Here is a 21,695-nt window from a genome sequence, read left to right as displayed (position 1 = left end):
CACCCGCGCAAGACCGCTCGTGTTTCGGGTTGCCATGATAGTCCCTCCCAGACCGATACCCGCGGCGTATCAGCCGGGGCACGCAAGTTTAACGCCCGATTTGACGATATCTCAGTGGCGACCTTCGCCGGTCGCCGCATGATAGGTCGCCAGCACCTGATCCACCGCCGTAACCAGAACCTCCTCCATCGTCCTGCCCGCAACCGCCGCGAGCGGCAATTCGCCGAGATATTGGCGCAGCAGGGTTTCGGGAATTGTCTTCCCATCCAGCGCCTTATGCAAGGTGGAAACGGCGGCAAGCGCCTCCGGCCGCGTCCAGTAATAACGGATGCGGTCGCTGTAGCTGTAGTGGCGCTGCAATCGGAGCGTGATATCATCGCCATGGTAATGTCCGCGCCAGTCGGCGGGGGCGGCGAGCATAAGCTCCTCCATGGTCCGCGCCAGCGGCCGGTCGCCATAATCGCCGACCATCTCGGAAGCGATCATATCGAGCGCGTAAAGCGCTTCCCGGTATGCGAAGGTCAGGCCGGGGCCCACTTTCAGGATCGGATACCCGTCGCGCACCAGCGCGGCCAGCGCAGGTTCCGTCTGATAATCCGTCGAGTGGGCCTCGAACACCAGCTGCGGTTCGCCGTCCAGTACGCCGCTCAGCGCTTCGGCGGCCTGCGGATCATAAGCGACAACATTGTCGCTGCCGAATTCCACGCCGGGCTGCACAACAAAGGCGATGACCCGGTTGAAGGCTTCGGAAAGACCGTGCTGCGAGAAAATTTCACGGTGAAGCTCAATGGTGCTGCGTGCCGCCTGCGGTTCCGTCGGGGCGACAGTGTCGAGTACATGGTCGGCGCCACCAGGCACCGGCACTTCGGTGCCAAGAATATAAAGCGGTTTGGGCAGGCCGGCATCGGTGGCGGCCTTTTCCGCAACGGCCGCAAGTTTGGCAGCGCGGTTGGCGATGGTGACGTCATCCAGCGCCGCGGGTTCACCGGCGCAGCCCATGGAGGCATCAAGGTGGATCTTGCGAAAGCCTGATGTCACATAGGCCTCGACCATGGCGGCGGCTTTTTTCAGTGCGTCTTCGGCCTTTTCCTTGCGCCAGGGGTTGGGGCCGAGATGATCGCCGCCGAAAATCAAAAGCTTGGCCGGCAGTCCTTCTTCCGAAGCGATGGTATTGACGAAAGCGACGAAGTCACGCGGCGTCATGCCGGTGTAGCCGCCGAGATGATTGACCTGGTTGCAGGTGGCTTCGATCAAAACGGGTGTCTCGCTGGCGGCGGCGCGGCGGATGGCGGCGCGCAGCACCACGGGATGGGCCGAGCAGACCGAGGTGATGCCGCGGAATTTGCCGGCCCGGCGTGCAGAGGCGAGGTTTTCCAATATGCCGGTCATCGGTTTTCTCCGGAAGGTTGGGCGGCCATGAAGGCGTCGAGTTCGGCAAGGCTTGCGGCACCCTCCATCGGGCCGCGCCTGATGACGTTGTGTGCGCCGGCCGCGTTCGCATAGGTGAGCGCCTTTTGCGGATGCATGCCGAGGCGGCGGCAGGTGAGGTAGGTTGCGCCGAAACAGTCGCCGGCGCCGGTCGGGTCGATTTCCGTCACCTTCAGGCCGGGGGCGTCGATGCGCCCATGCGCACGGCTGAAATGGCTTGCGCCCTTCGCGCCGCGTTTCAGCACGATTTCGCCGACACCGGAGGCGAGCAGCTTTTCTATCGCCGCATCCTCATCGTCCAGACCGGAGGCTGACTGAAGTTCTTCGCCTGACGGCAGCAGGAGATCGGTGACGGCAAGCAGATCGTCGATCAGCCTGCGGCCTTCGTCACCCTGCGCCAGTTCCTTGCGGATGTTCGGATCGAAAGACACCGAACCGCCACGTGCCCTGACATGTCCGATCGCCTCCAGAATGATGTCGCCAATGCCGGCAATCGCGAAGGCCGATCCCATGACGTGCACATGGCCGGCTTTTTCGATGAGCGCCTGCGCTTCATCGGTCATCTGCGTTTCGCTGGCCGCCGAATGGGCGATGTTGAAAACGAAGTCGCGCGCGCCGTTCTCACGGTAGCGCACGAAGGCGCTGCCGGTCGGGCGATCTGGAATAGTAGCGATTGCCGAGACATCGACGCCGTCGCGGCGCAGTCTTTCGACATTGAGGCGGCCGAAATCGTCGTCACCGACTGCGGCAATGATGCCGGCGGTTCCGCCGCACCGCGCCACCTGATCGATGAAGATGGCCGGTGCGCCGCTCGGGAAAGGGCCGATCAGCGTTTGCGGCTCGAGAAAGCCATTTCCCACCGTCGTCGCCATGATCTCCACGAGGATTTCGCCGGCCGTGATGGTCGGGCCCTGTGTCTGCGGCGCCAGTGTAGATGCCTGCCTCATCGTCTCCTCCATAAGCATGTGCCGTCCTGCCGGGCAGGTGCATTTTTGGTCTGTTGCTTTTCCGGATATCAGTTAAAGTTTACGCGCGTCAATATATCGAAGGATGAAATTTCTGCTGCGATGCAGCAATGAAAATGTGTGAAATAATAAATTATGAAGCGAATATATTGGCATAAACAAGGATTTATGCAGGTTTCGGGCGGTTTGGTTGCGCGATCATTTATTCTTGGATGTTGACAATGGATGCGATTTTGCGAGATAAAAAATTTACGCATGTATTGTTATGCGTGGACATCCGTAAAGGAGGAGCGGGTATCATGAGCAAATTCATTGGAATTCTGTCGTCGTCTGTGGTTGGAGCCGGGCTTCTGGCCGGGCTGGCGCAGGCGGAAGAGATCAACATCGCCACCGTCAACAATGGCGACATGATCATCATGCAGAAGCTTTCCAGTGCCTGGGAGAAGGAAACAGGCAACAAGATCAACTGGATCGTGCTGGAAGAGAATGTCCTGCGCGAACGCGTCACCACCGATATCGCCACCAATGGCGGCCAGTTCGACATCATGACCATTGGCGGTTACGAAGCGCCGATCTGGGGCAAGCAGGGCTGGCTGGCGCCCGTCGATGATCTCGGCGACGATTACGATTACGCCGATCTGCTTGATCCGATCAAGAAAGGCCTGACTGTCGACGGCAAGCTTTACGCCGTGCCGTTCTACACCGAAAGCTCGTTCACGCTTTATCGCAAGGATCTGTTCGACGCCGCCGGCCTGAAGATGCCCGACAATCCGACCTACGACCAGATCAAGGATTTCGCTGCCAAGCTGACCGACAAGTCGAAACAGCAATATGGCATATGCCTGCGCGGCAAGCCGGGCTGGGGCGAGAACATGGCCTTCCTCGGCACCATGATCAATACCTATGGCGGCCGCTGGTTCGACATGGACTGGAAACCGCAGCTGACGAGCGAGTCGTGGAAAAAGGCGATTGCGGATTATGTGGCGCTGATGACCTCCTACGGCCCGCCCGGTGCGGCCGCCAACGGCTTCAACGAAAACCAGACGCTGTTTTCGTCCGGCCGTTGCGCCATGTGGATCGACGCCACCTCGGCGGCGGGCCGCGTTTATGACCCCAAGCAGAGCCAGGTTGCCGACAAGACCGCGTTTACGCGTGCTCCGGTCGAGGTAACGCCGAACGGTTCGAGCTGGTCGTGGTCCTGGAACCTTGCAATCCCAAACAGCACGAAGAAGCTTGAAACCGCCAAGTCCTTCGTCAAATGGGCGACCTCGAAGTCCTATGTGAAGACGGTTGGTGAAAGCGAAGGCTGGGTGGCCGTGCCGCCGGGCACGCGCAAATCCACCTACGAGCTGCCGGAATACAAGAAGGCTGCGCCCTTTGCGGATACGGTGCTGAAAGCCATCATGTCGGCCGATCCGTCCAAGCCGACCAAGGATCCGGTGCCCTATACCGGCGTGCAGTTCGTCGCCATACCGGAATTCCAGTCCATCGGCACGGTTGTCGGCCAGCAGATCGCGGCAGCCCTTTCCGGCCAGCAGACCGTCGATGCGGCGCTCGAAGGCGCACAGAAACAGGTCGAACGTGACATGACCCGCGCGGGCTACATCAAGTAGCCGCGTCCTCCCGGCGTGCCGCCCGTTCGCCTTTCGGGGGCGGGCGGCATGGGTGGGACTGTCGCACCCTCCGCCCTCATTCCTGTGACAAGCACAGGAATGAGGGAGTGGAAAAATTGCATCTAACAACAAATGCAGGGCTGAATTCATCGACTGCCCGCCATGCATCACGGAGATCGACATGAGATTGAACAACAAGGTCGCGCTGATAACCGGCGCCGCCCGCGGCATCGGCCTTGGTTTCGCGCAGGCTTTTGCCGATGAAGGTGCGAAGGTGATTATCGCCGATATCGATATTGCCCGTGCGACGGCCTCTGCTGCCGCCATCGGCCCTGCAGCCAAGGCCGTGAAGCTGGATGTGACCGATCTTTCCGAGATCGATGCCGTGGTGAAGGCGGTGGATCAGGAATTCGGCGGTATCGACATTCTCGTCAACAATGCCGCGATCTTCGATATGGCGCCGATCAACGGCATTACCGAACAAAGTTATGAGCGGGTCTTCGACATCAATCTCAAGGGACCGCTTTTCATGATGAAGGCGGTTTCCAATGTGATGATCGAGCGGGCGCGCGGTGGCAAGATCATCAATATGGCGAGCCAGGCCGGCCGTCGCGGCGAAGCGCTCGTCACGCTTTATTGCGCCTCCAAGGCGGCGATCATTTCCGCCACGCAGTCGGCGGCGCTGGCGCTCGTCAAGCACGGCATCAATGTCAACGCCATTGCACCCGGCGTCGTGGATGGTGAGCACTGGGAAGTGGTCGATGCGGAATTCGCTAAATGGGAAGGCCTGAAGCCGGGCGAGAAGAAGGCGGCGGTGGCGAAATCCGTGCCGATCGGCCGTTTTGCGACGCCCGACGACATCAAGGGGCTGGCGGTTTTCCTCGCCTCTTCTGACAGCGACTATATTCTCGCCCAGACATATAATGTCGACGGCGGCAACTGGATGAGCTGAAAAGCCGGAGATGACCATGCATGCCATTCAATTCGTCGAGAAGGGACAGGCCGTTCTGGCGGAAGTTCCCGTTGCCGATCTGCCGCCGGGCCACGCGCTCGTGCGAGTCAAGGCTTCCGGCCTCTGCCACACCGATATCGATGTTCTCCACGCGCGTTACGGTGACGGTGCCTTTCCGGTCATTCCGGGCCATGAATATGCCGGTGAAGTCGCGGCCGTGGCCGCCGATGTGACGGGCATAAAGACCGGCGACCGGGTGGTGGTCGATCCCAATCTGCCCTGCGGCACCTGCCCGAGTTGCAGGAAGGGGTTGACCAATCTTTGCAGCACGCTGAAGGCCTATGGCGTTTCCCACAATGGCGGTTTCGCGGAATTCAGCGTCGTACACGCCGATCACCTGCATGGCATCGGTTCCATGCCCTATCATGTCGCGGCGCTGGCCGAACCGCTTGCCTGCGTCGTCAACGGCATGCAAAGCGCGGGTATCGGCGAGAACGGAACGGTGGCTGAAAATGCGCTGGTTTTTGGCGCCGGTCCCATCGGCCTGCTGCTTGCCCTGTCGCTGAAAGCGCGCGGCATCGAGACGGCGACGATTGCCGATATCAACGAAAGCAGGCTGGCTTTTGCCGAAGGTCTCGGGCTTAAGGTGGCGGTTTCCGGTTCGGAAGCGCTGCTGCGGCAACAGAAGTCTTTCGATGTCGTGGCCGATGCGACCGGTATCGCACCCGTTGCGGAAGCGATGATCCCGCTGGTTGCTGATGGCGGCACGGCGCTGTTCTTCGGCGTCTGCGCGCCTGATGCCCGCATTTCGGTTGCGCCCTTCGAAATCTTCAGGCGTCAGCTGAAGCTTGTCGGCTCGCATTCGCTGAACCGAAACATACCGCAGGCGCTCGCCATTCTGGAAACGGATGGCGATGTCATGGCGCGGCTCGTCTCGCACCGGCTGCCGCTTTCGGAGATGCTGCCGTTCTTTACGAAGAAACCATCCGATCCGGCCACCATGAAAGTGCAATTTGCAGCCGAATGATCTTTTGGTGGTTGATAACCGCAGTCGACCGGCTTTTCGTGCGAAGGCCGGTCGATATAAAGTACCACATGTAATAGTTCATGGGGGCAAGCACTTTGGCCAAATCTATCAGGACGATGGAAGAGTTTTCGGAATTCGTCGGCCTTTCCCGCCCGACTGTTTCGAAATACTTCAATGATCCGGCCTCGGTCCGCAAGAAGACCCGGGACGCCATCGAGGATGCGCTGAAGAAATCGGGCTTCAGGCCCAATATTTTCGCCGTCAATCTCAATCGCCGCCGTTCCAATATCATCGGCATCATCATCCCGAATTCCACCGATCCCTTCTATATGGCGCTGACGAGCCGCATCGAGCTCATCGCCAACGAGGCGGGGTTTCTTGCCTTCGTGCTGTCATCGGACGGCAAGGCGGAAATCGAAGACCGCGCCATCCGCACCTTCAAGTCGATGAATGTGGCCGGCGCGATCATCGCGCCGCTCGGGGTCAAATCCCATCGTGCCACGCTGGAGCAGCTCGCGGCCAGCATTCCCATCGTTTATGTCGATTCGCCGCTCGACGAGACCTCGGCCTTTGTCGGCACCGACAATCGCCAGAGCGTCGGGCTGATGGTGGATTATCTCTGCCGCTCGGGCGAGCCGCCCTGTTTCTTCGACATGCCGCAGGTCAATACCAATGCCGCCACGCGCCGCACGGCATACGTGGAGGCCATGCAGCGCCTCGGTTTCGAGCCGCAGGTGATCAACGTTCCAGACATTGTCACCTGGGATTTCGAGCGTTTCGCTTTCGATGAGGCGGGCCGGTTGCTGGAAGGGGCGGGGTCTCTGCCATCGCGCACTATTTTGTGCGCCAACGACCGTATCGCCTTCGGTGTCATCGCCGCCGCTTTCCAGAAGGGCATCAGGGTCGGCCATGGTGCGGATTATGACCTCAGGGTCGCCGGCCATGACGATCATCCGCTGTCGCGTTACGCCTGCCCGCCGATTACCACGGTAGCGCAGAATTATAACGAGATCGGCAGGCTGTCGATCGAGCTTCTGTTGCAGAAGCTGGACGAGGAGGCGGATGACACGACGCGGATGCGCGAGCGAATTCTCCTCAGCGCCGATCTGATGCTGCGCAAATCGGCCTGATGATTTGTTAGATAAGCTAAACAAAGAATCTGATTTTCTAAATAGAACTAATATTTGAACGCTCCTACTCTGTTTTCAAGGTTGCTTTGGGAGGCGACCGCGAGAGCCGGCGCAAAGGCGTGCCGGTATCCGGGAGGAACGTTGGATCGTCATGCCGTCGGTGCCGCGAGGGAAGAGCCTTCGCAGCCTCGGTATCGCATGGCCTTTGCCGGGCTGACTGGACATTCTCGCCAGCAATTTCCCCAGCGAAGGATGTCAAAACATGAATCTCTATTCTCTTCTGTCAGCGCGTGCAGCCGGCGGCAGGCCTGTGCGGGTCGGTCTCATCGGTGCCGGCAAGTTCGGTTCCATGGTGCTGGCGCAGGCGCAGCGCATTGCCGGTTTCCATATGGTCGCCGTCGCAGATATCAATGTCGGCAAGGCAAGGGAATCGTTTGATCGCGTCGGCTGGCCGAAGGAGCGTTACGATGCGAAGAGCTGCGCCGAGGCGCTGAAGAGCGGCAAGACCTATGTGACCGACGACGTGAACGAGCTTTTCGCCTGCGGCGAGATCGAATGCGTGATCGAAGCGACCGGCCATCCGCTGGCCGGCGCGCGCCATGCGCTGGGCGCCATCGATCACAACAAGCACGTCGTCATGGTCAATGTCGAAGCCGATGTCATGGTCGGGCCGATCCTTGCCGAAAAGGCCCGGGCCAAGGGCCTGATCTATTCCATGGCTTACGGCGACCAGCCGGCGCTGATCTGCGAACTGGTCGACTGGGCGCGCGCCACCGGTTTCGAGGTCGTCTCCGCCGGCAAGGGCATGAATTTCGAGCCGCGTTACCGTTATTCGACGCCTGATACGGTCTGGGGTTATTTCGGCTGGACGGACGAGGAAGTGGCCAAGGGCGACTTCAATCCGAAAATGTACAATTCCTTCACCGACGGCACCAAGGCGGCCATTGAAATGGCGGCCGTCGCCAACGGTACGGGGCTGGACTGCCCGGATGACGGTCTGGCCTTCCCGCCGGCCGGCCTGCACGATCTCGCCCGCGTCTTCCGCCCCGCTGCCGATGGCGGCCGCATGGCGCGCTCCGGTCTGGTCGATATTGCCGCAAGCCAGGAGCCGGATGGACGCGAGGTGTTCAACAACATCCGCTACGGTGTTTTCGTCACCTTCAAGGCCCATAATGAATATGCCCGCGCCTGCTTCAAACAATATGGCCTCCTAACCGACCCGTCCGGCTGGTACGCCTCCATGTGGCGTCCGTTCCACATCATCGGGCTGGAAACCTCGATCAGCGTTCTCTCCGCCGTGCTGCGCAACGAGGCCACCGGTTGCTCGAAAGAATTTCGCGGCGATGCGGTTGCGACCGCGAAGAAGGACATGCAGCCCGGCGAGATGCTGGACGGCGAGGGCGGTTACGCGGTCTGGGCGAATGCCATTCCCGCTACCCGCAGCCTTGATATGAAGGCGCTGCCGATTGGCCTTGCCCATAATGTCAAGCTGAAGCGCGCCATCAAGAAGGACCAGATCGTCAGCTTCGACGATGTGGAGCTGGTGAACGACCTTGACGTGGTGAAGTTGCGTCAGGACATGGAAAACCGCTTCCGTCCGCAAAAAGACGCAGCCGCGTGATGGACGGAGAACGGGACATGTTGAAGGGAGCTTTCGTGGTGATCGCGGAATTTCGGGTGAAGCCCGACTCGATGGATGCCTTTCTCGACGCCGCGCGCGATGACGCCAGGCATTCGGTTCAGGATGAACCGGGTTGCCGGCAATTCGACGTGGTGCGGCCGGAAACGGGGAATAATGTGGTGTTCTATGAGGTCTATGACGACAGGCAGGCTTTCGATGACCATCTGAAGACACCGCATCTCGACCGGTTTCGCGAGGCGTTTCCCGCCCTCATCGAAGAAGAACTGCCGGTGCGGTTTCTGAACCGGCAGTGGCTTTGAAAGATGGAAACGATGGCTGACATTCGCCGGATTGCCGTTATTGGAACGGGTATCATGGGTGCTCCCATGGCGGCGCGTCTGGCGGAGGCCGGGTTTTCCGTCAAGGTCTGGAACCGCAGCGCTGAAAAAGCTGCGGTTCTGGCGGAGAAGGGCATGCAGCTCGCGGCAACGGCTGCCGAGGCCGCGTCCGAAGCGGATGCCGTGCTCTGCATGCTGAGTTCGGGGCCGGTCTGCAACGAAGTTCTGCTCGGCTCCTCGGGTGTCGTTTCAGCCATGAGGTCCGGCGCGGTTCTGTTGGTCATGAGTTCCATTCCCGTCGAAATCGCAATGGAACAGGCGGAGGCAGCCAGGGCTTGCGGCCTCAAATATGTCGATGCGCCCGTATCCGGCGGTGAAAAGGGAGCGATCGAAGGAACGCTCGCCATCATGGCCGGCGGCGAACAGCAGGATGTGGATGCGCTGCGGCCACTCCTCAATTGCCTTGGCCGCGTCACCCATGTGGGTCCGGTGGGCTGCGGTTCTCTGGCCAAGCTCGCCAACCAGCTGATCGTCGCCTCGACAATCTGCGCCGTTGCGGAAGCTTTGACGCTGGTTGAAGCGGGGGGAGCAGACCCGGCGCAGGTGCGCCACGCTTTACTTGGCGGCTTTGCCGATTCCACCGTCTTCCGCCAGCACGGAAAACGCATGGTGGAGGGCGATTTCCGTCCCGGCGGGCCGGCGAAATATCAGGTGAAGGATACGTCCACGGCGCTGGCCTTCGCCAGAAGCCGGGGCCTCAGACTACCGGTCGGCGAGGAGGTTGACCGGCTGTTCCGCTCCATGGTCGAGCATGGCGCGGGCGAGCTTGATCACAGCGGTGTGATCCTTGAAATTAAGCGCATGAATGCGTTCGGAGGAACGCTCGAAACTGTTTGAGACACAACAAAGGGAGGAACACATGAAAATTTCAAGACTTTACGGGCTGGCTCTCGCCGCCACCATGCTGGTTGCATCCATCGCACAGGCGGAAACGCTGACACTTTCGACGCCTGATCCGGACAATTCCGAAATCACGCTCGCCGCCAACAAGTTCGCCGAACTGGTTTCCGCCAAGACGAATGGCGAAGTCACGGTCAAGGTCTTCCCGAACGGCTCGCTTTATGGCGGCGACCCGTCGGGGGCCGTCAAGCAGCTGGCGGGCGGATCGCTCGACATGCTGCTTCTGGCGACATCGCTTTATGCGAATTTCGACCCGCGTTTTTCGGCGATTTCCATTCCCTATCTTTTTGACGACGAAGAGCAGCTTCGCACCTATCTGGAGGGTGAGCAGGGCAAGGAACTGATCGCGGGACTGGAAAAGATCGGCATCAAGGCAGTGGATCTGTGGCCGCGCCCCTTCCGCCAGATGACCAATTCCAAACGCCCGATAACCTCGCCGGATGACCTGCGCGGGTTGAAGTTCCGGGTCCCCAACAATCCGCTCTGGGTGGAGTTCTTCAAGAAAATGGGCGCAGCACCGACACCGCTCGCCTTTGCCGAGGTCTATAATGCCCTGCAGCTGAAGGTCGTCGACGGGCAGGAAAACCCGATCAACGTTCCGCTGTCGGCAAAATTCTACGAGGTGCAGAAATACGTTTCGATCACCAACCACATGGGTGATGGCTGGGTTCTGGGTATCAGCCCCGCCAAGTTCAACGCCCTGAGCGATGCGCACAAGGCGGCTGTCGAGGCGGCGGCGAAGGAGGCGGAGGCATGGAAGGTGCAGAATGACGCTTCGAGCGCGGAAGTGACGATTGCCGAATTGCAGAAACACGGCATGGAGGTCAATCGCCTGACGCCTGAACAGCAGAAGGCTTTCGTCGAGGTATCGAAGGGCCTCTATCCGGTCTTTGCAGGGCTTGTGAAGGATCAGGCCTTCTTCGACAGGACGATTGCCGCCGTCGGCAAGAAATGAGGCATTGATATCTGCCGGACCGGTTTACGGCCGGTCCGGTCGGGAGGACAGGTTTATGGACGAAACGTCATCATTTTTCGGCAGGGTCATCAGATTGTCGACCGACGTGCTGGCCGGTCTGGCCGCCGTCGGTGTTCTTGCCGTCGTGCTCTTGCAGGTGTCGACCCGTATCTGGGGCACCCCGGTCTCCTGGACCGAAGAGGCGACACGCTATCTTTTCATATGGATGGTGTTCCTGGGGGTTGCCGGCAGTTTCCGGACCGCCGACATGGCGCGGGTAACGGTATTCATTGCCTTGATGCCGGCCTTTGTGCGGCGTCTCGCGCTGCCCATCTACATTGTGTCGTCGGTCGTCTTTTTCGGCTTGATGATCTGGACCGGCTGGACGCTGGTGCGCCAGCAATATGTCATGAACGAAGCCGCCGCCACGCTTGCCACACCGATGTGGATGATCGGCATCATCATTCCGCTCAGCGCCGCCCTGGGCATTGCCGCCATCGTGGAATCCCTGCGTCAACATCGCGACCGTATCGAGCTGCCGGAGGCGTCTCAGCCTCTGCCGGAGGCCGATCTGATCGTCGGAAATCTGGAGAAACGGCCATGAGCCTGACGCTGCTTGGACTTTTCCTTCTCATGAGCGCCTTCGGCGTTCCGCTGGCCGTCGCGCTCGGCCTCGCAAGCCTCGCCTCCATCGCGCTCTATACGTCGATGCCGATGGACCTTCTGGCGCAGACCATGTTCTCGGGCATGAATTCCTTCCTTCTCGTGGCCGTGCCGCTTTTCATTCTCGTCGGTGTCCTGATGGAGCGGGGCAGAGTGGCCGAACGGCTGTTCGATTTCGCCGAGGCGATCGTCGGCTGGCTTCCGGGCGGTCTTGGCCATGTCAACGTCGCCTCCTCGGTGATTTTCGGCGGTGTTTCCGGTTCCTCCGTCGCCGATATCGCCTCCATCGGCGCAATCGAGATCAAGGCCATGGAGCGTCATGGTTTCCCGAAGGGTTATGCCGTCGGCCTGACGCTCTGCACCTCCACGCTTTCCTCCATCATTCCGCCGTCCATCCTCATCGTCATTGCCGGGTCGGTTGCGAATGCCTCCATCGGAACGCTGCTCGTGGCGGGGCTGGTGCCGGGACTGTTCCTCGCCTTCGTTTTCATGGTGTTCAATCATATTTATGCGGTGCGCAACGGCTTCAACCCGCCGACGCCGTTTAATGTGCGGCGCGTGGTAACGACCGGCCTTGCGGCCATCCTGCCGATGCTGACGCCGGTGATCCTTTTGATCGGCATTGTCGACGGTTATTTCACGCCGACGGAAGCGGCTGGCATCGCCGTTGTCTATACGCTGTTTCTGGCCGTCATCCTTTACCGCACGATCCCGTTTTCGGCGCTGCTCGGCATCTTCATGGAAACCGCGCGCACATCGGGCTCGATCCTCTTCATCGCGGCGACAGCGAAACTGGCGGCCTGGGTCTTCACCTTTGACGGCCTGCCGGCTCAGGTGGCGGTTTTCCTCGGCCATATCAGCACCGGCCCGACCATGGCGATGGTGCTGATATTCCTGTTCCTCATCATCGTCGGCATGTTCATGGATGCGATCGCGGCGATGTTCATTCTCATACCCGTGCTTCTGCCGCCGGCCGTGTCGCTTGGGGTCGATCCGATCCATTTTCTGATCGTCATGGTCATCACCCTGACGCTCGGGCTTGTGACGCCGCCGGTCGGTGTGTGCCTGTTCGCCGTGGCTCAAGTGGCGAAAATGTCAATCGAGGATGTGATCAAGGGTTCGCTTGCGCCAATGTCTATCCTTGTCGCCGCGATCTTCGCCCTGGTCCTGTTCCCGGATCTGACGCTTGCGCCCATCCGGCTTATGGGTCTCTATTAAGGCCGGGCATGAAGGCCTGAAAAATCAGACAACGCGACGGTCACGCCACTCGTCGCGTTGTTTTCGCATCCACTCCAGAAACAGCGTCACCTTCCTCTGCCGCAGATGGGAATGCGGGCAAACGATCCATTGGGTGACGAGCTTGATACGCGGCGCGTCGACGACCGGGCAGACGAGCGCACCGGTGCCGAGTTCCCGTTCCATCATCAGCGTGCTTTCCAGCGCGACGCCCAGGCCGCCGGCCGCCGCGTCGATGGCCATATGGCTGCGGTCGAACAGCACACGCCGCCATCTCCTGTCGGAATGCACGCCCGCCATCGGAAACCAGTGCGTCCACTGCGCCTGCGCCTTCACCGAATGGATGAGCCGCAGATCCAGCAGATCGGCAGCCTGAAGGCTTCCGGCGGCGGCGTAATCCGGGGAGGACACCGGCAGGAATTCCTCCTCCACCAGCCCTTCCACGAAGAGGCCCGGCCAACGCCCGTCGCCGTGGCGCAGCTCTATATCGACGAGTTCCTGCGAAAAATCGGTCGGCTCATTGGTGCCGTCGAGACGCACTTCCAGTTCGGGATGCTCCTCCAGAAACGAGCCGAGGCGCGGCAGCAGCCATTTGTTTGATATGGTCGGCGTCGCCCGGATCGTCAGCGTCGTGACCGAGCGGAAACCGCGAATGCTGTCGGTGGCGTCGGCAATCTGCTCGATCTGGGCGGTTATCATCGAGAAGTACCGCTCGCCCGCTTCGGTCAGCGTCACCTTGCGGCCGGTTCGCGCCATCAGGGTCGTGCCGAGCTGACCTTCCAGCAACTGGATCTGCTGGGAAACGGCCGAAGGCGTGACGCTCAGTTCCTCCGCCGCCCGGGAAATGCTGCCCGCCCTTGCCGCGGCGTGGAAAACGAGGATCGATTTTATCGGGATTTGCATGGCTCAGTCTTCGCTAAACGGATCACGGCGGTCACCTGAGTATCACAGGTGACCGCCGTGATGAAAAGCGTTGAACGCTAAGCTTTCAGCGGTGGCTCGGCAGTTTCGGCAGGAACACCGTGAGCAGGCCGAGCAGCGGCATGTAGGAGCAGATGCGGTAAACGAATTCGATGCCTTCCTTATCCGCATAGACGCCCAGAACTGCAGCCCCGATACCGCCGAAACCGAAGGCGAAACCGAAGAACATGCCGGCGATGAGGCCGACGCGGCCCGGCACCAGTTCCTGCGCGAAGACGACAATGGCCGAGAAGGCGGAGGAGAAAACGAAGCCGATGACGACGACCAGAACCGCCGTCCAGAACAGGTTGGCATAGGGCAGCAGCAGCGCGAAGGGGATGACGCCGAGGATCGAGAACCAGATGACGACGCGCGAGCCGAAACGGTCGCCGATCGGGCCACCGAAGAACACGCCGAGCGCCGAAGCCCCGAGGAAGAGGAACAGCAGAACCTGCGCATCCTGTACGCCAAGATCGAACTTGTCGATGGTGTAGAAGGTGAAGTAGCTGGACAGGCTGGCGAGATAGGCGTTCTTGGTGGCGGTCAGAACCACCAGCACCAGAAGTGTCATCATCACCGTGCCGCGTGAGAGCGGCAGGGTGCGGCTGGCTGGCGCCTTGCCGACGGTTGCGCGGCGGTGGCGGGTGTACCAGACGCCGACCCACGAAAGCACGCCGAAGCCGAGGAGTGCGATCAGCGAGAACCAGCTGAGGCTCGCCTGGCCGAGCGGGATGACGATGAAGGCGGCGAGCAGTGGGCCGATGGCCGTGCCGGTATTGCCGCCCACCTGGAAGAATGACTGCGCAAGGCCATGGCGGCCGCCGGATGCGAGGCGCGCCACGCGCGAGGCTTCGGGATGGAAGATCGCCGAGCCGATACCGATGAGGCAGGCGCCGATCACCAGAACTTCGAAACTATGGGCAAAGGCGAGCGTGATGAGGCCGGCGCAGGTGGACAGCATGGCGACCGGCAGGGAGAACGGCATCGGCCAGCGGTCCGTCACCATGCCGACGACCGGTTGCAGCAGCGATGCGGTGACCTGAAAGGCGAAGGTGAGCAGGCCGATCTGCATGAAATCGAGCGCGTAATTCGCTTTCAGCAGCGGGTAAAGCGACGTCAGCAGCGATTGCATGATGTCGTTCAGCATGTGGCAGAAGCTGGCGGCGGCGATGATCGAAAACGCCGTGCGTTGCGGGTTGAACCCGGTGCTGGTGACGGTGGCCATGAGTAAGTCCTCTCGGATCCCCGGCGGAAGGCGGGAAACATGTCTTTATTTCTTCCCGCTTTTATTCATATTGTTTCTGGCCTGCATTTGTGTTCTGGACGAGTTTCTTTGTGAGTGGGCCAAATGGCAAAAATCAAGTCGCGACAGATAGTGGGCGTGACGCTTGAAGAGCATGAGCGTAGCCTGAAATTGATCGACGGCACCAATGAGCCGGTGCTGGCGCTTCATCGCATTTATCCGACCGGGCATCGTACACCGCCCCATGACCATAGCCGTGTGCAGATATGGTGCGCGCGCCGGGGTGTGGTGCTTGTCAGCACGGCGGACGGGCGCTGGATGATACCGCCCGGTCACGGGCTCCTCATTCCCGCGGGCCTGCAACACGAGGCTGACGTCATATCCACCGTCGAGATGTACTCGATCTACGTTCATCCCGATCTCTTCCAGGCGACCTCTCCAAGGGTGGTGGAGATAACCGATCTGGCCTCAAGCCTTATCTCCGAATTGTTGGCCGAAGAACACCAGCCGTCGGCATTTCACCGGCAGGGTCTCGTGCGTGCGCTGTTGCTGGATGAGGTGAACCGCCTGCCGGAACGCCCTTTGGGTTTGCCTTTTCCGGACAATCAACGGCTGGCGGCGCTCTGCCGCGATTTCCTCAACAAACCCGTCGCACGGGTGGAGATCGACGACTGGGCCGCAGCCATGGGCATCAGCCGCCGGTCCTTCACACGCCTGTTCCGCCGGGAGCTTGGGGTAAGTTTTGTGACATGGCGCCAGCAGGCCTGCATTTTTGCCTCATTGCCGCGGCTCGCTGCGGGTGAGGCGGTGACCAATGTCGCGCTGGATGCGGGTTATGAAAACATCCCGGCCTTCACCACCATGTTCCGGCGGATGCTCGGCAGTTCGCCGCGGGCCTACCGGCAGGCGGCGCGGCAGCGCGGGGGAGCTTTTTCCGACCAGGAAGATATAGGGGACTAGGTTTCACGCTCCTCATCCCTGTGCTTGTCACAGGAATGAAGGAGTTGCGCTAAGCCGCCGTCGCCCGCATGTCGCGGCGGAAATCGGAAGGCGACATGCCTGATATCTGGCGAAACGCCTTGTTGAAGGCGCTGACGGAGCCGAAGCCGCTTTCCATGGCGATCTGCAGGATATTGTCCTTGCCGGTCATCAGCATCGCCTGCGCACGCGAGAGCCGGAGCAGGGTCAGATATTTGATCAGCGTCATGCCGGTGGATTTGCGGAACAGGTTCATCGCATATTTCGGGTGAAGCGATGCGGCGCGGGCAATTTCAGTCGCGTCGATATCGTCGAGAAAATTGGCGGCGATGAAGTCGCACATGCGCACCACGCCGATGGAGGGCGCCATGCCCTCGTCATCCTCCCTGCGTTTGCCATCGGCGGCGGATGACATGACGGAGTAGGGTTCAAGGAACATCCGCTCCACCCGCAGCAGCAGTTCTTCTACCGCGTGCTGGGCTTTCGCCGGATCCCCCGAAGTGACGTAGCGGAACCAGCGGCCAAAATTTTCCGCATCCGCCCGGTCGGTCTCAGCACTCACCATCGTAGCACCACCCATCAGCAGGCTGGAAACGGCGGCGGGCAGCCGCATGCGGAAGAAATGCACGAGCGGCAGATGCGCGCCGGCGTAAAAGGAATCGTCAGAGGAATGGTCCATCTGGTGCGGCTGACCGCCCCAGAAAATGCACATCTGGCCGGCATCGAGCGTCAGGTCGTGATCGCCCATGCGATAATGCACCGATCCCGACATCACATAATTCACTTCCACCTGCGCGTGCCAGTGAGGCCTGAGCATGATGGGCGGATGGTTGTGAAAAAGCTGAAGCGTCGTCGGCATGCCTTCGATGCTGCTCGCACCCGGCTGGTAGAAGGCTCTTTCGGCAATCTTACTTTCCGCCAAATCGATGTTCCCTTTTTACGAGACAGATTTCCTGTCCCCGCTAATGTGCCCATGTTCGCTGAAGAACGGCAATTGAAAAAGGGAGGTTTTCAATGTGCTTGAAATTTCTTGGCGCGTCTACGGCCATGCTGCTTCTCGCAGCCCCGGCTTTCGCGCAAACAGAAACCGTTACCATCTGGAGCTGGAATGTCGCGGCTTCCGCGCTGAAATCCACGGTAGAGGGCTTCAACAAACAGAATCCGGATATCAAGATCGTCGTTGAAGACCTTGGAAACAATCAGGTTTTTGACAAGACGCTGGCCGCCTGCGCAGCCGGCGGCGATGGGCTTCCTGATATCGTCACCATTGAAAATTTCGAGGCGGAGCTGTTCTGGAGCCGTTTTCCCGATTGTTTCGCCAATCTGACCGAGCTTGGCTATACGCCTGAGAAACAGGCGCTTTTCCCTGATTTCAAGCGCACGGAACTGGAAGTTGACGGCGTCGCCTATGCGGTTCCGTGGGATTCCGGTCCGGTAGCGGTATTTTATCGCCGCGACTTCTATGAGAAGGCAGGCGTCGATCCGGCCACCATCAAAAGCTGGGATGATTTCATCGCCGCCGGCAAGAAGGTCATGGCCGCCAATCCCGGCACCGTCCTGGCGCAGGCCGATTTTAACGGCGATAGCGAATGGTTTCGCATGATCGCCAATGAGCAGGGATGCGGTTACTTTTCGACCGATGGCCAGAACATCACCATCAACCAGCCCGCCTGTGTCGCGACCCTTGAAAAGGTCAAGGAAATGAAGGACGCCGGCATCATCACGGCGGCGATCTGGGATGAAAAAATCCAGGCGAATACGGCCGGCAAGGCCGCCAGCCAGATGTATGGCGCCTGGTATGAAGGCACGGTTCGTTCCGGCTCTCCTGATCTTTCCGGCAAATGGGGCGTCTATCTGATGCCGAGCCTGACGGCGGATGGCCCGCATGCGGCCAATCTCGGCGGCTCGTCGCTGGCGATCAGCTCGACATCCGAGCACAAGGAGGCGGCGTGGAAATATATCGACTACGCGCTGACCACCAATGAAGGCCAGGTGACGATGCTGAAATCCTTCGGCCTCGTTCCCTCGCTGCTGTCCGCCATCGACGATCCTTTCGTCAAGGAGAAGCAGGCCTATTGGGGCGGGCAGGCGGTGTGGACCGATATTCTGGCCACCCTGCCGAAGATCGTGCCGAGCCGCGGCACGGCGTTCCAGTCGGATGCGGATGCGATCTACAAGGCGACTCAGACGAAATATTTCGCCGGCGGGTATCCCGATGCGAAAGCAGCGCTTGATGATGCGGCCAAGCAGATCGAAACGGCCACGGGGCTCCCCGTCGCGCAGTAAGCCGGTGGTTAGGACCGAGCGGGTGCCACAAGTTTCTTCTCCCCGAGGGGGAGAAGTCCGCGGCAGCGGGATGAGGGGGCGAGGGTAGAGCTATCCGGAGAGCCAGCCCCCTCATCCGACCCTTCGGGCCACCTTCTCCCCCTCGGGGAGAAGAAATATGCCGCACTGTTTTGCGACGGCACTTCCCCAGAAGCGGGGCCGGGCTTGCCGCAAAGCAGATCGAAACGGCGACGGGGCTGCCCGTCGCGGAGTAAGCCAGCGGTTAGGGCCGAGCGGGTGCCACGAGTTTCTTCTCCCCGAGGGGGAGAAGTCCGCGGCAGCGGGTTGAGGGGGCGAGGGTAGAGATATCCGGAGAGCTAGCCCCCTCATCCGACCCTTCGGGCCACCTTCTCCCCCTCGGGGAGAAGAAATAGGCCGCGCCGTTTTGCAAAGGCATTCCCCTCATAGGGGCGCGCTCTTTCTGAAGCTTTTCCATTTATCCGGCCATCGTCCGGCATCTGGAGGTCGTCATGCCGTCTAGGAACAGGATCGCTTATGCGTTCCTTGCGCCCTATCTCCTGATTTTCGCCACCTTCTGGGTCTGGCCGATCATCAGCTCGTTCATGTTGTCGTTCCAGAACACGCGGATCAATCCGTGGCGGTTTGCGCCTTCCATGAACTGGGGGCGGCTCGTTTCCGATCCGGCCTTTTATAATGCGCTTTATAATACGCTGATCATTCTGGTCATCCAGGTGCCCGTGATGATCGCGCTCGCCACCGTCATGGCGGTGCTGTTGAATTCGCCGCTCCTGAAGGCGCGGCCGCTTTATCGTTTTGCCTTTTTTGCGCCTGTCGTCGTCGGCGAGGTGGCCTATGCGGCGGTGTTCCGGCTGATGTTCAGCGCCGATTTCGGCATCATCAACAAGCTCATCACCTCAGTCGGCCTTTCGCCCATCTCGTGGTTCGACAATGCCAATGCGGCCATGGCGCTGGTCATCATTGCCGTGACATGGCGCTGGGCGGGGTATAACGCCATCATCATTCTGGCCGGGCTACAATCCATCCCCGGCGACGTCTATGAAGCGGCGACGCTGGACAAGGTGAGCAAGCGGCAGCAGTTCTTCCACATCACCCTGCCGCTCCTCAAACCCATCATCCTGTTCTGCGTCGTGCTCTCGGTCATCGGCACCATGCAGCTGTTTGCCGAACCCTTCCTCATCACCAACAGGGGCGGGCCGGGCGGCGGTACGGAAACGCTGGGGCTGTTCCTTTATCGCCAGGGCTTCACGTCGCTCAATTTCGGTTATGCCTCGGCCATTGCCTACACCATGGCGGCGCTCGCCATCGCCATTTCACTCCTCAATCTCTGGGTCGGGAGGGAGCCGAAATGAGATCGAAATCGAGATCGCTTTTCTGGCAGAAGATCGCATTGCATGCGGCGCTGACGCCGCTTGCCATCATCTGGCTGTTTCCGCTGTGGATGATGTTCGTGTTCTCGACCATGCCGGATTACGGCATTTTCAGCCCGGATATCGTGCTGGTGCCCTCCACCAATTTCATCGAGAATTTCAACAATCTGCAGGCGGATACCAATTTCCTGCGGGCCATGTTCATCTCGATCACCGTCGCCGTCATTTACACCGTGCTTTCGGTGTTCCTGACATCGATGGCGGGCTGGGCGCTGGCGCGTTACCGCTTTGCCGGACGCGGGGTGGTGATCGCCATCATTCTCGGCACCATCACTTTGCCTTTTGCAGTCGTCGTCATTCCGCAATTCATCATGGTGGCGCGTGAGTTCAAGCTCGCCAACACATGGGTGGCGCTGATCGTGCCACCGCTGTTCAACTCGCTCGGCGTGCTGTTCATGCGGCAATCCTTCTCGATGATGCCGACCGAGCTTTTCGATGCGGCACGTGTGGAGGGCGTCAAGGAGTGGCAGATATTCCTGCGCATCGCCCTGCCATTGGCGCGTCCCACCATGGCGGCGCTGTCGATCATTCTCTTCCTGGCCTCGTGGAACAATTATCTCTGGCCGCTTCTCATCAATTCCCGCCCAGGAATGATGACCGCACCCGTGGCGCTTGGCACCCTCATCGGGCTCACCAAAGTGTCATGGGGCGGCATCATGGCCGGCGCGGTGCTGCTCACCGCACCCATCCTCGTGGTTTTCGTGGCTTTGCAGCGCCACTTCATCGCCGGCATTTCCGCCGGGGCAGTCAAGTAAGGGGGCCGCATGGCGGAACTTTCGCTCAAAAACGTCGTGAAGCGTTATGGCGCGCTGGAAGTGATCCATGGCGCAAATCTCGAGGTGAAAGACGGGGAATTCGTCGTTTTCGTCGGCCCGTCCGGCTGTGGCAAATCCACCCTTCTCAGAATGATCGCCGGGCTGGAGGATATTTCCGGCGGCGATATCGTGATCGGCGGCAAGACGGTCAGCGATGCCGATCCGGCCGATCGCGGCATTGCCATGGTGTTCCAGTCCTATGCGCTTTATCCGCATATGACGGTGGCCGAAAACCTCTCTTTCGGTCTCAGAATGAACGGCAACCCCAAGGCCGATACGCAAAAGCGGGTCAACCGCGCCGCCGAAATCCTGCAGATCAACGAGCTGATGCAGCGCCGACCGAAACAGCTTTCCGGCGGCCAGCGCCAGCGCGTCGCCATCGGTCGCGCCATCGTGCGCGAACCGCAGGTCTTCCTGTTCGATGAGCCGCTGTCCAATCTCGATGCCGAATTGCGGGTGCAGATGCGCGTGGAAATCTCGCGCCTGCACAAGCAGCTCGGCACCACGATGATCTATGTCACGCATGACCAGACCGAGGCGATGACGCTGGCAGACAAGATCGTGGTGCTGCGGGCCGGCAATATCGAACAGGTCGGCGCGCCGCTCGATCTCTATGACGACCCCTCCAATCGCTTCGTTGCCGGTTTCGTCGGTTCACCGAAGATGAACTTCCTCGAAGCGACCATCATCGGCAGCAGCGCGGAGGGCGTTACGCTCTCGCTCGACAGCGACCCTGCGGTGCGGCTGAACCTGCCGGTCACGGCCGGTTTGAATGATGGAGCCAGGGTTTCGCTCGGCATCCGGCCCGAACATTTTGCCGATGCGGGCGCGGGCGATGCCGATCTCACCGTTCATGTCGATGTCGCCGAACATCTCGGCAATACCAGCTATGTCTATGCCCGGACGGAAGGCGGCGAACAGCTCATCATCGAGCGGCCGGAATCGCGCGATGTTGGCAATCGCGATCGGTTGACGGTCGGCCTTTCCGCCCGCAGGGCTTTCCTTTTCGACAGCAAAGGCGAACGCCTGCGCTGAACCCTTTCCCAAGCACCCAAGACTGATATGAAAGACGAGGAT

General features: G+C 60.3%; 20 protein-coding genes. 15 read left to right on the top strand and 5 right to left on the bottom strand.

Annotated features, from left to right (window positions below; all coding sequences use genetic code 11):
- Positions 1–111 precede the first annotated feature (111 nt).
- Positions 112–1,389 (bottom strand): D-tagatose-bisphosphate aldolase, class II, non-catalytic subunit, encoded by a 1,278-nt coding sequence (locus N5D22_RS21645; RefSeq protein ID WP_279657773.1) that lies wholly within the window; start codon positions 1,387–1,389, stop codon positions 112–114.
- Positions 1,386–2,393, bottom strand: a complete 1,008-nt coding sequence (locus N5D22_RS21640; protein WP_279657774.1) for a sugar kinase — start codon at positions 2,391–2,393, stop codon at positions 1,386–1,388. Before N5D22_RS21640 ends, N5D22_RS21645 begins: the two co-directional genes overlap by 4 nt.
- A gap of 299 nt (positions 2,394–2,692) precedes the next feature.
- On the opposite strand from N5D22_RS21640, the gene N5D22_RS21635 reads away from it, so the two are divergent.
- From N5D22_RS21635 to N5D22_RS21590, 10 genes are all read left to right on the top strand, one after another.
- Positions 2,693–4,006 (top strand): sugar ABC transporter substrate-binding protein, encoded by a 1,314-nt coding sequence (locus N5D22_RS21635; RefSeq protein WP_279657775.1) that lies wholly within the window; start codon positions 2,693–2,695, stop codon positions 4,004–4,006.
- 181 nt (positions 4,007–4,187) lie between these two features.
- Positions 4,188–4,958, top strand: a complete 771-nt coding sequence (locus tag N5D22_RS21630; RefSeq protein WP_020812278.1) for a galactitol 2-dehydrogenase — start codon at positions 4,188–4,190, stop codon at positions 4,956–4,958.
- Positions 4,959–4,974: 16 nt separating this feature from the next.
- Positions 4,975–5,985, top strand: coding sequence for a D-altritol 5-dehydrogenase (locus N5D22_RS21625; protein WP_279657776.1), 1,011 nt, complete (start codon positions 4,975–4,977; stop codon positions 5,983–5,985).
- A 116-nt stretch (positions 5,986–6,101) separates the two neighbouring features.
- Positions 6,102–7,115 (top strand): LacI family DNA-binding transcriptional regulator, encoded by a 1,014-nt coding sequence (locus tag N5D22_RS21620; protein WP_279657879.1) that lies wholly within the window; start codon positions 6,102–6,104, stop codon positions 7,113–7,115.
- Positions 7,116–7,377: 262 nt separating this feature from the next.
- Positions 7,378–8,736 carry an NAD(P)H-dependent oxidoreductase gene (locus N5D22_RS21615; RefSeq protein ID WP_279657777.1) on the top strand — a complete coding sequence of 453 codons (1,359 nt, stop codon included), beginning with the start codon at positions 7,378–7,380 and terminating at the stop codon, positions 8,734–8,736.
- A gap of 17 nt (positions 8,737–8,753) precedes the next feature.
- Positions 8,754–9,056 (top strand): putative quinol monooxygenase, encoded by a 303-nt coding sequence (locus tag N5D22_RS21610; protein ID WP_279657778.1) that lies wholly within the window; start codon positions 8,754–8,756, stop codon positions 9,054–9,056.
- A gap of 12 nt (positions 9,057–9,068) precedes the next feature.
- Positions 9,069–9,971, top strand: a complete 903-nt coding sequence (locus N5D22_RS21605) for an NAD(P)-dependent oxidoreductase (protein WP_279657780.1) — start codon at positions 9,069–9,071, stop codon at positions 9,969–9,971.
- A 22-nt stretch (positions 9,972–9,993) separates the two neighbouring features.
- On the top strand, positions 9,994–10,989 hold the full coding sequence (locus N5D22_RS21600) for a DctP family TRAP transporter solute-binding subunit (protein WP_279657781.1): 996 nt from the start codon (positions 9,994–9,996) through the stop codon (positions 10,987–10,989).
- Positions 10,990–11,044: 55 nt separating this feature from the next.
- Entirely contained in the window at positions 11,045–11,593 is a 549-nt protein-coding gene (locus tag N5D22_RS21595; RefSeq protein ID WP_279657782.1) for a TRAP transporter small permease, read from the top strand.
- Positions 11,590–12,870: a TRAP transporter large permease gene (locus N5D22_RS21590; RefSeq protein WP_279657783.1), complete on the top strand. Its 1,281-nt coding sequence runs from the start codon at positions 11,590–11,592 to the stop codon at positions 12,868–12,870. The genes N5D22_RS21595 and N5D22_RS21590 overlap by 4 nt, the downstream gene beginning before the upstream one ends.
- Before the next feature lie 24 nt (positions 12,871–12,894).
- Here N5D22_RS21590 and N5D22_RS21585 read toward each other — a convergent pair whose 3' ends face one another.
- Complete coding sequence (locus N5D22_RS21585; protein ID WP_279657784.1) at positions 12,895–13,791, bottom strand: LysR substrate-binding domain-containing protein; 897 nt, start codon at positions 13,789–13,791, stop codon at positions 12,895–12,897.
- 85 nt (positions 13,792–13,876) lie between these two features.
- On the bottom strand, positions 13,877–15,073 hold the full coding sequence (locus tag N5D22_RS21580) for an MFS transporter (RefSeq protein ID WP_279657785.1): 1,197 nt from the start codon (positions 15,071–15,073) through the stop codon (positions 13,877–13,879).
- Between the two features lie 123 nt (positions 15,074–15,196).
- On the opposite strand from N5D22_RS21580, the gene N5D22_RS21575 reads away from it, so the two are divergent.
- Positions 15,197–16,051 (top strand): helix-turn-helix transcriptional regulator, encoded by an 855-nt coding sequence (locus N5D22_RS21575; RefSeq protein ID WP_279657786.1) that lies wholly within the window; start codon positions 15,197–15,199, stop codon positions 16,049–16,051.
- A 49-nt stretch (positions 16,052–16,100) separates the two neighbouring features.
- Here N5D22_RS21575 and N5D22_RS21570 read toward each other — a convergent pair whose 3' ends face one another.
- On the bottom strand, positions 16,101–16,991 hold the full coding sequence (locus tag N5D22_RS21570; RefSeq protein ID WP_046800392.1) for a helix-turn-helix domain-containing protein: 891 nt from the start codon (positions 16,989–16,991) through the stop codon (positions 16,101–16,103).
- 92 nt (positions 16,992–17,083) lie between these two features.
- Here N5D22_RS21570 and N5D22_RS21565 point away from each other — a divergent pair, with 92 nt between their 5' ends.
- The 4 genes from N5D22_RS21565 (at position 17,084) to ugpC (ending at position 21,653) form a co-directional block, all read left to right on the top strand.
- Positions 17,084–18,355, top strand: coding sequence for a sugar ABC transporter substrate-binding protein (locus N5D22_RS21565; RefSeq protein ID WP_279657787.1), 1,272 nt, complete (start codon positions 17,084–17,086; stop codon positions 18,353–18,355).
- A 509-nt stretch (positions 18,356–18,864) separates the two neighbouring features.
- Positions 18,865–19,725: a sugar ABC transporter permease gene (locus tag N5D22_RS21560; protein ID WP_080840201.1), complete on the top strand. Its 861-nt coding sequence runs from the start codon at positions 18,865–18,867 to the stop codon at positions 19,723–19,725.
- Entirely contained in the window at positions 19,722–20,558 is an 837-nt protein-coding gene (locus N5D22_RS21555) for a carbohydrate ABC transporter permease (protein ID WP_137086249.1), read from the top strand. Before N5D22_RS21560 ends, N5D22_RS21555 begins: the two co-directional genes overlap by 4 nt.
- Positions 20,559–20,567: 9 nt before the next feature.
- Entirely contained in the window at positions 20,568–21,653 is a 1,086-nt protein-coding gene (ugpC, locus tag N5D22_RS21550; protein ID WP_279657789.1) for a sn-glycerol-3-phosphate ABC transporter ATP-binding protein UgpC, read from the top strand.
- Positions 21,654–21,695: the final 42 nt, after the last annotated feature.

Source organism: Agrobacterium sp. GD03872 (genome assembly GCF_029840625.1).
In the GTDB taxonomy this organism is placed as follows: domain Bacteria; phylum Pseudomonadota; class Alphaproteobacteria; order Rhizobiales; family Rhizobiaceae; genus Agrobacterium; species Agrobacterium fabrum_A.
This window is presented reverse-complemented; position numbering and strand designations above follow the sequence as displayed.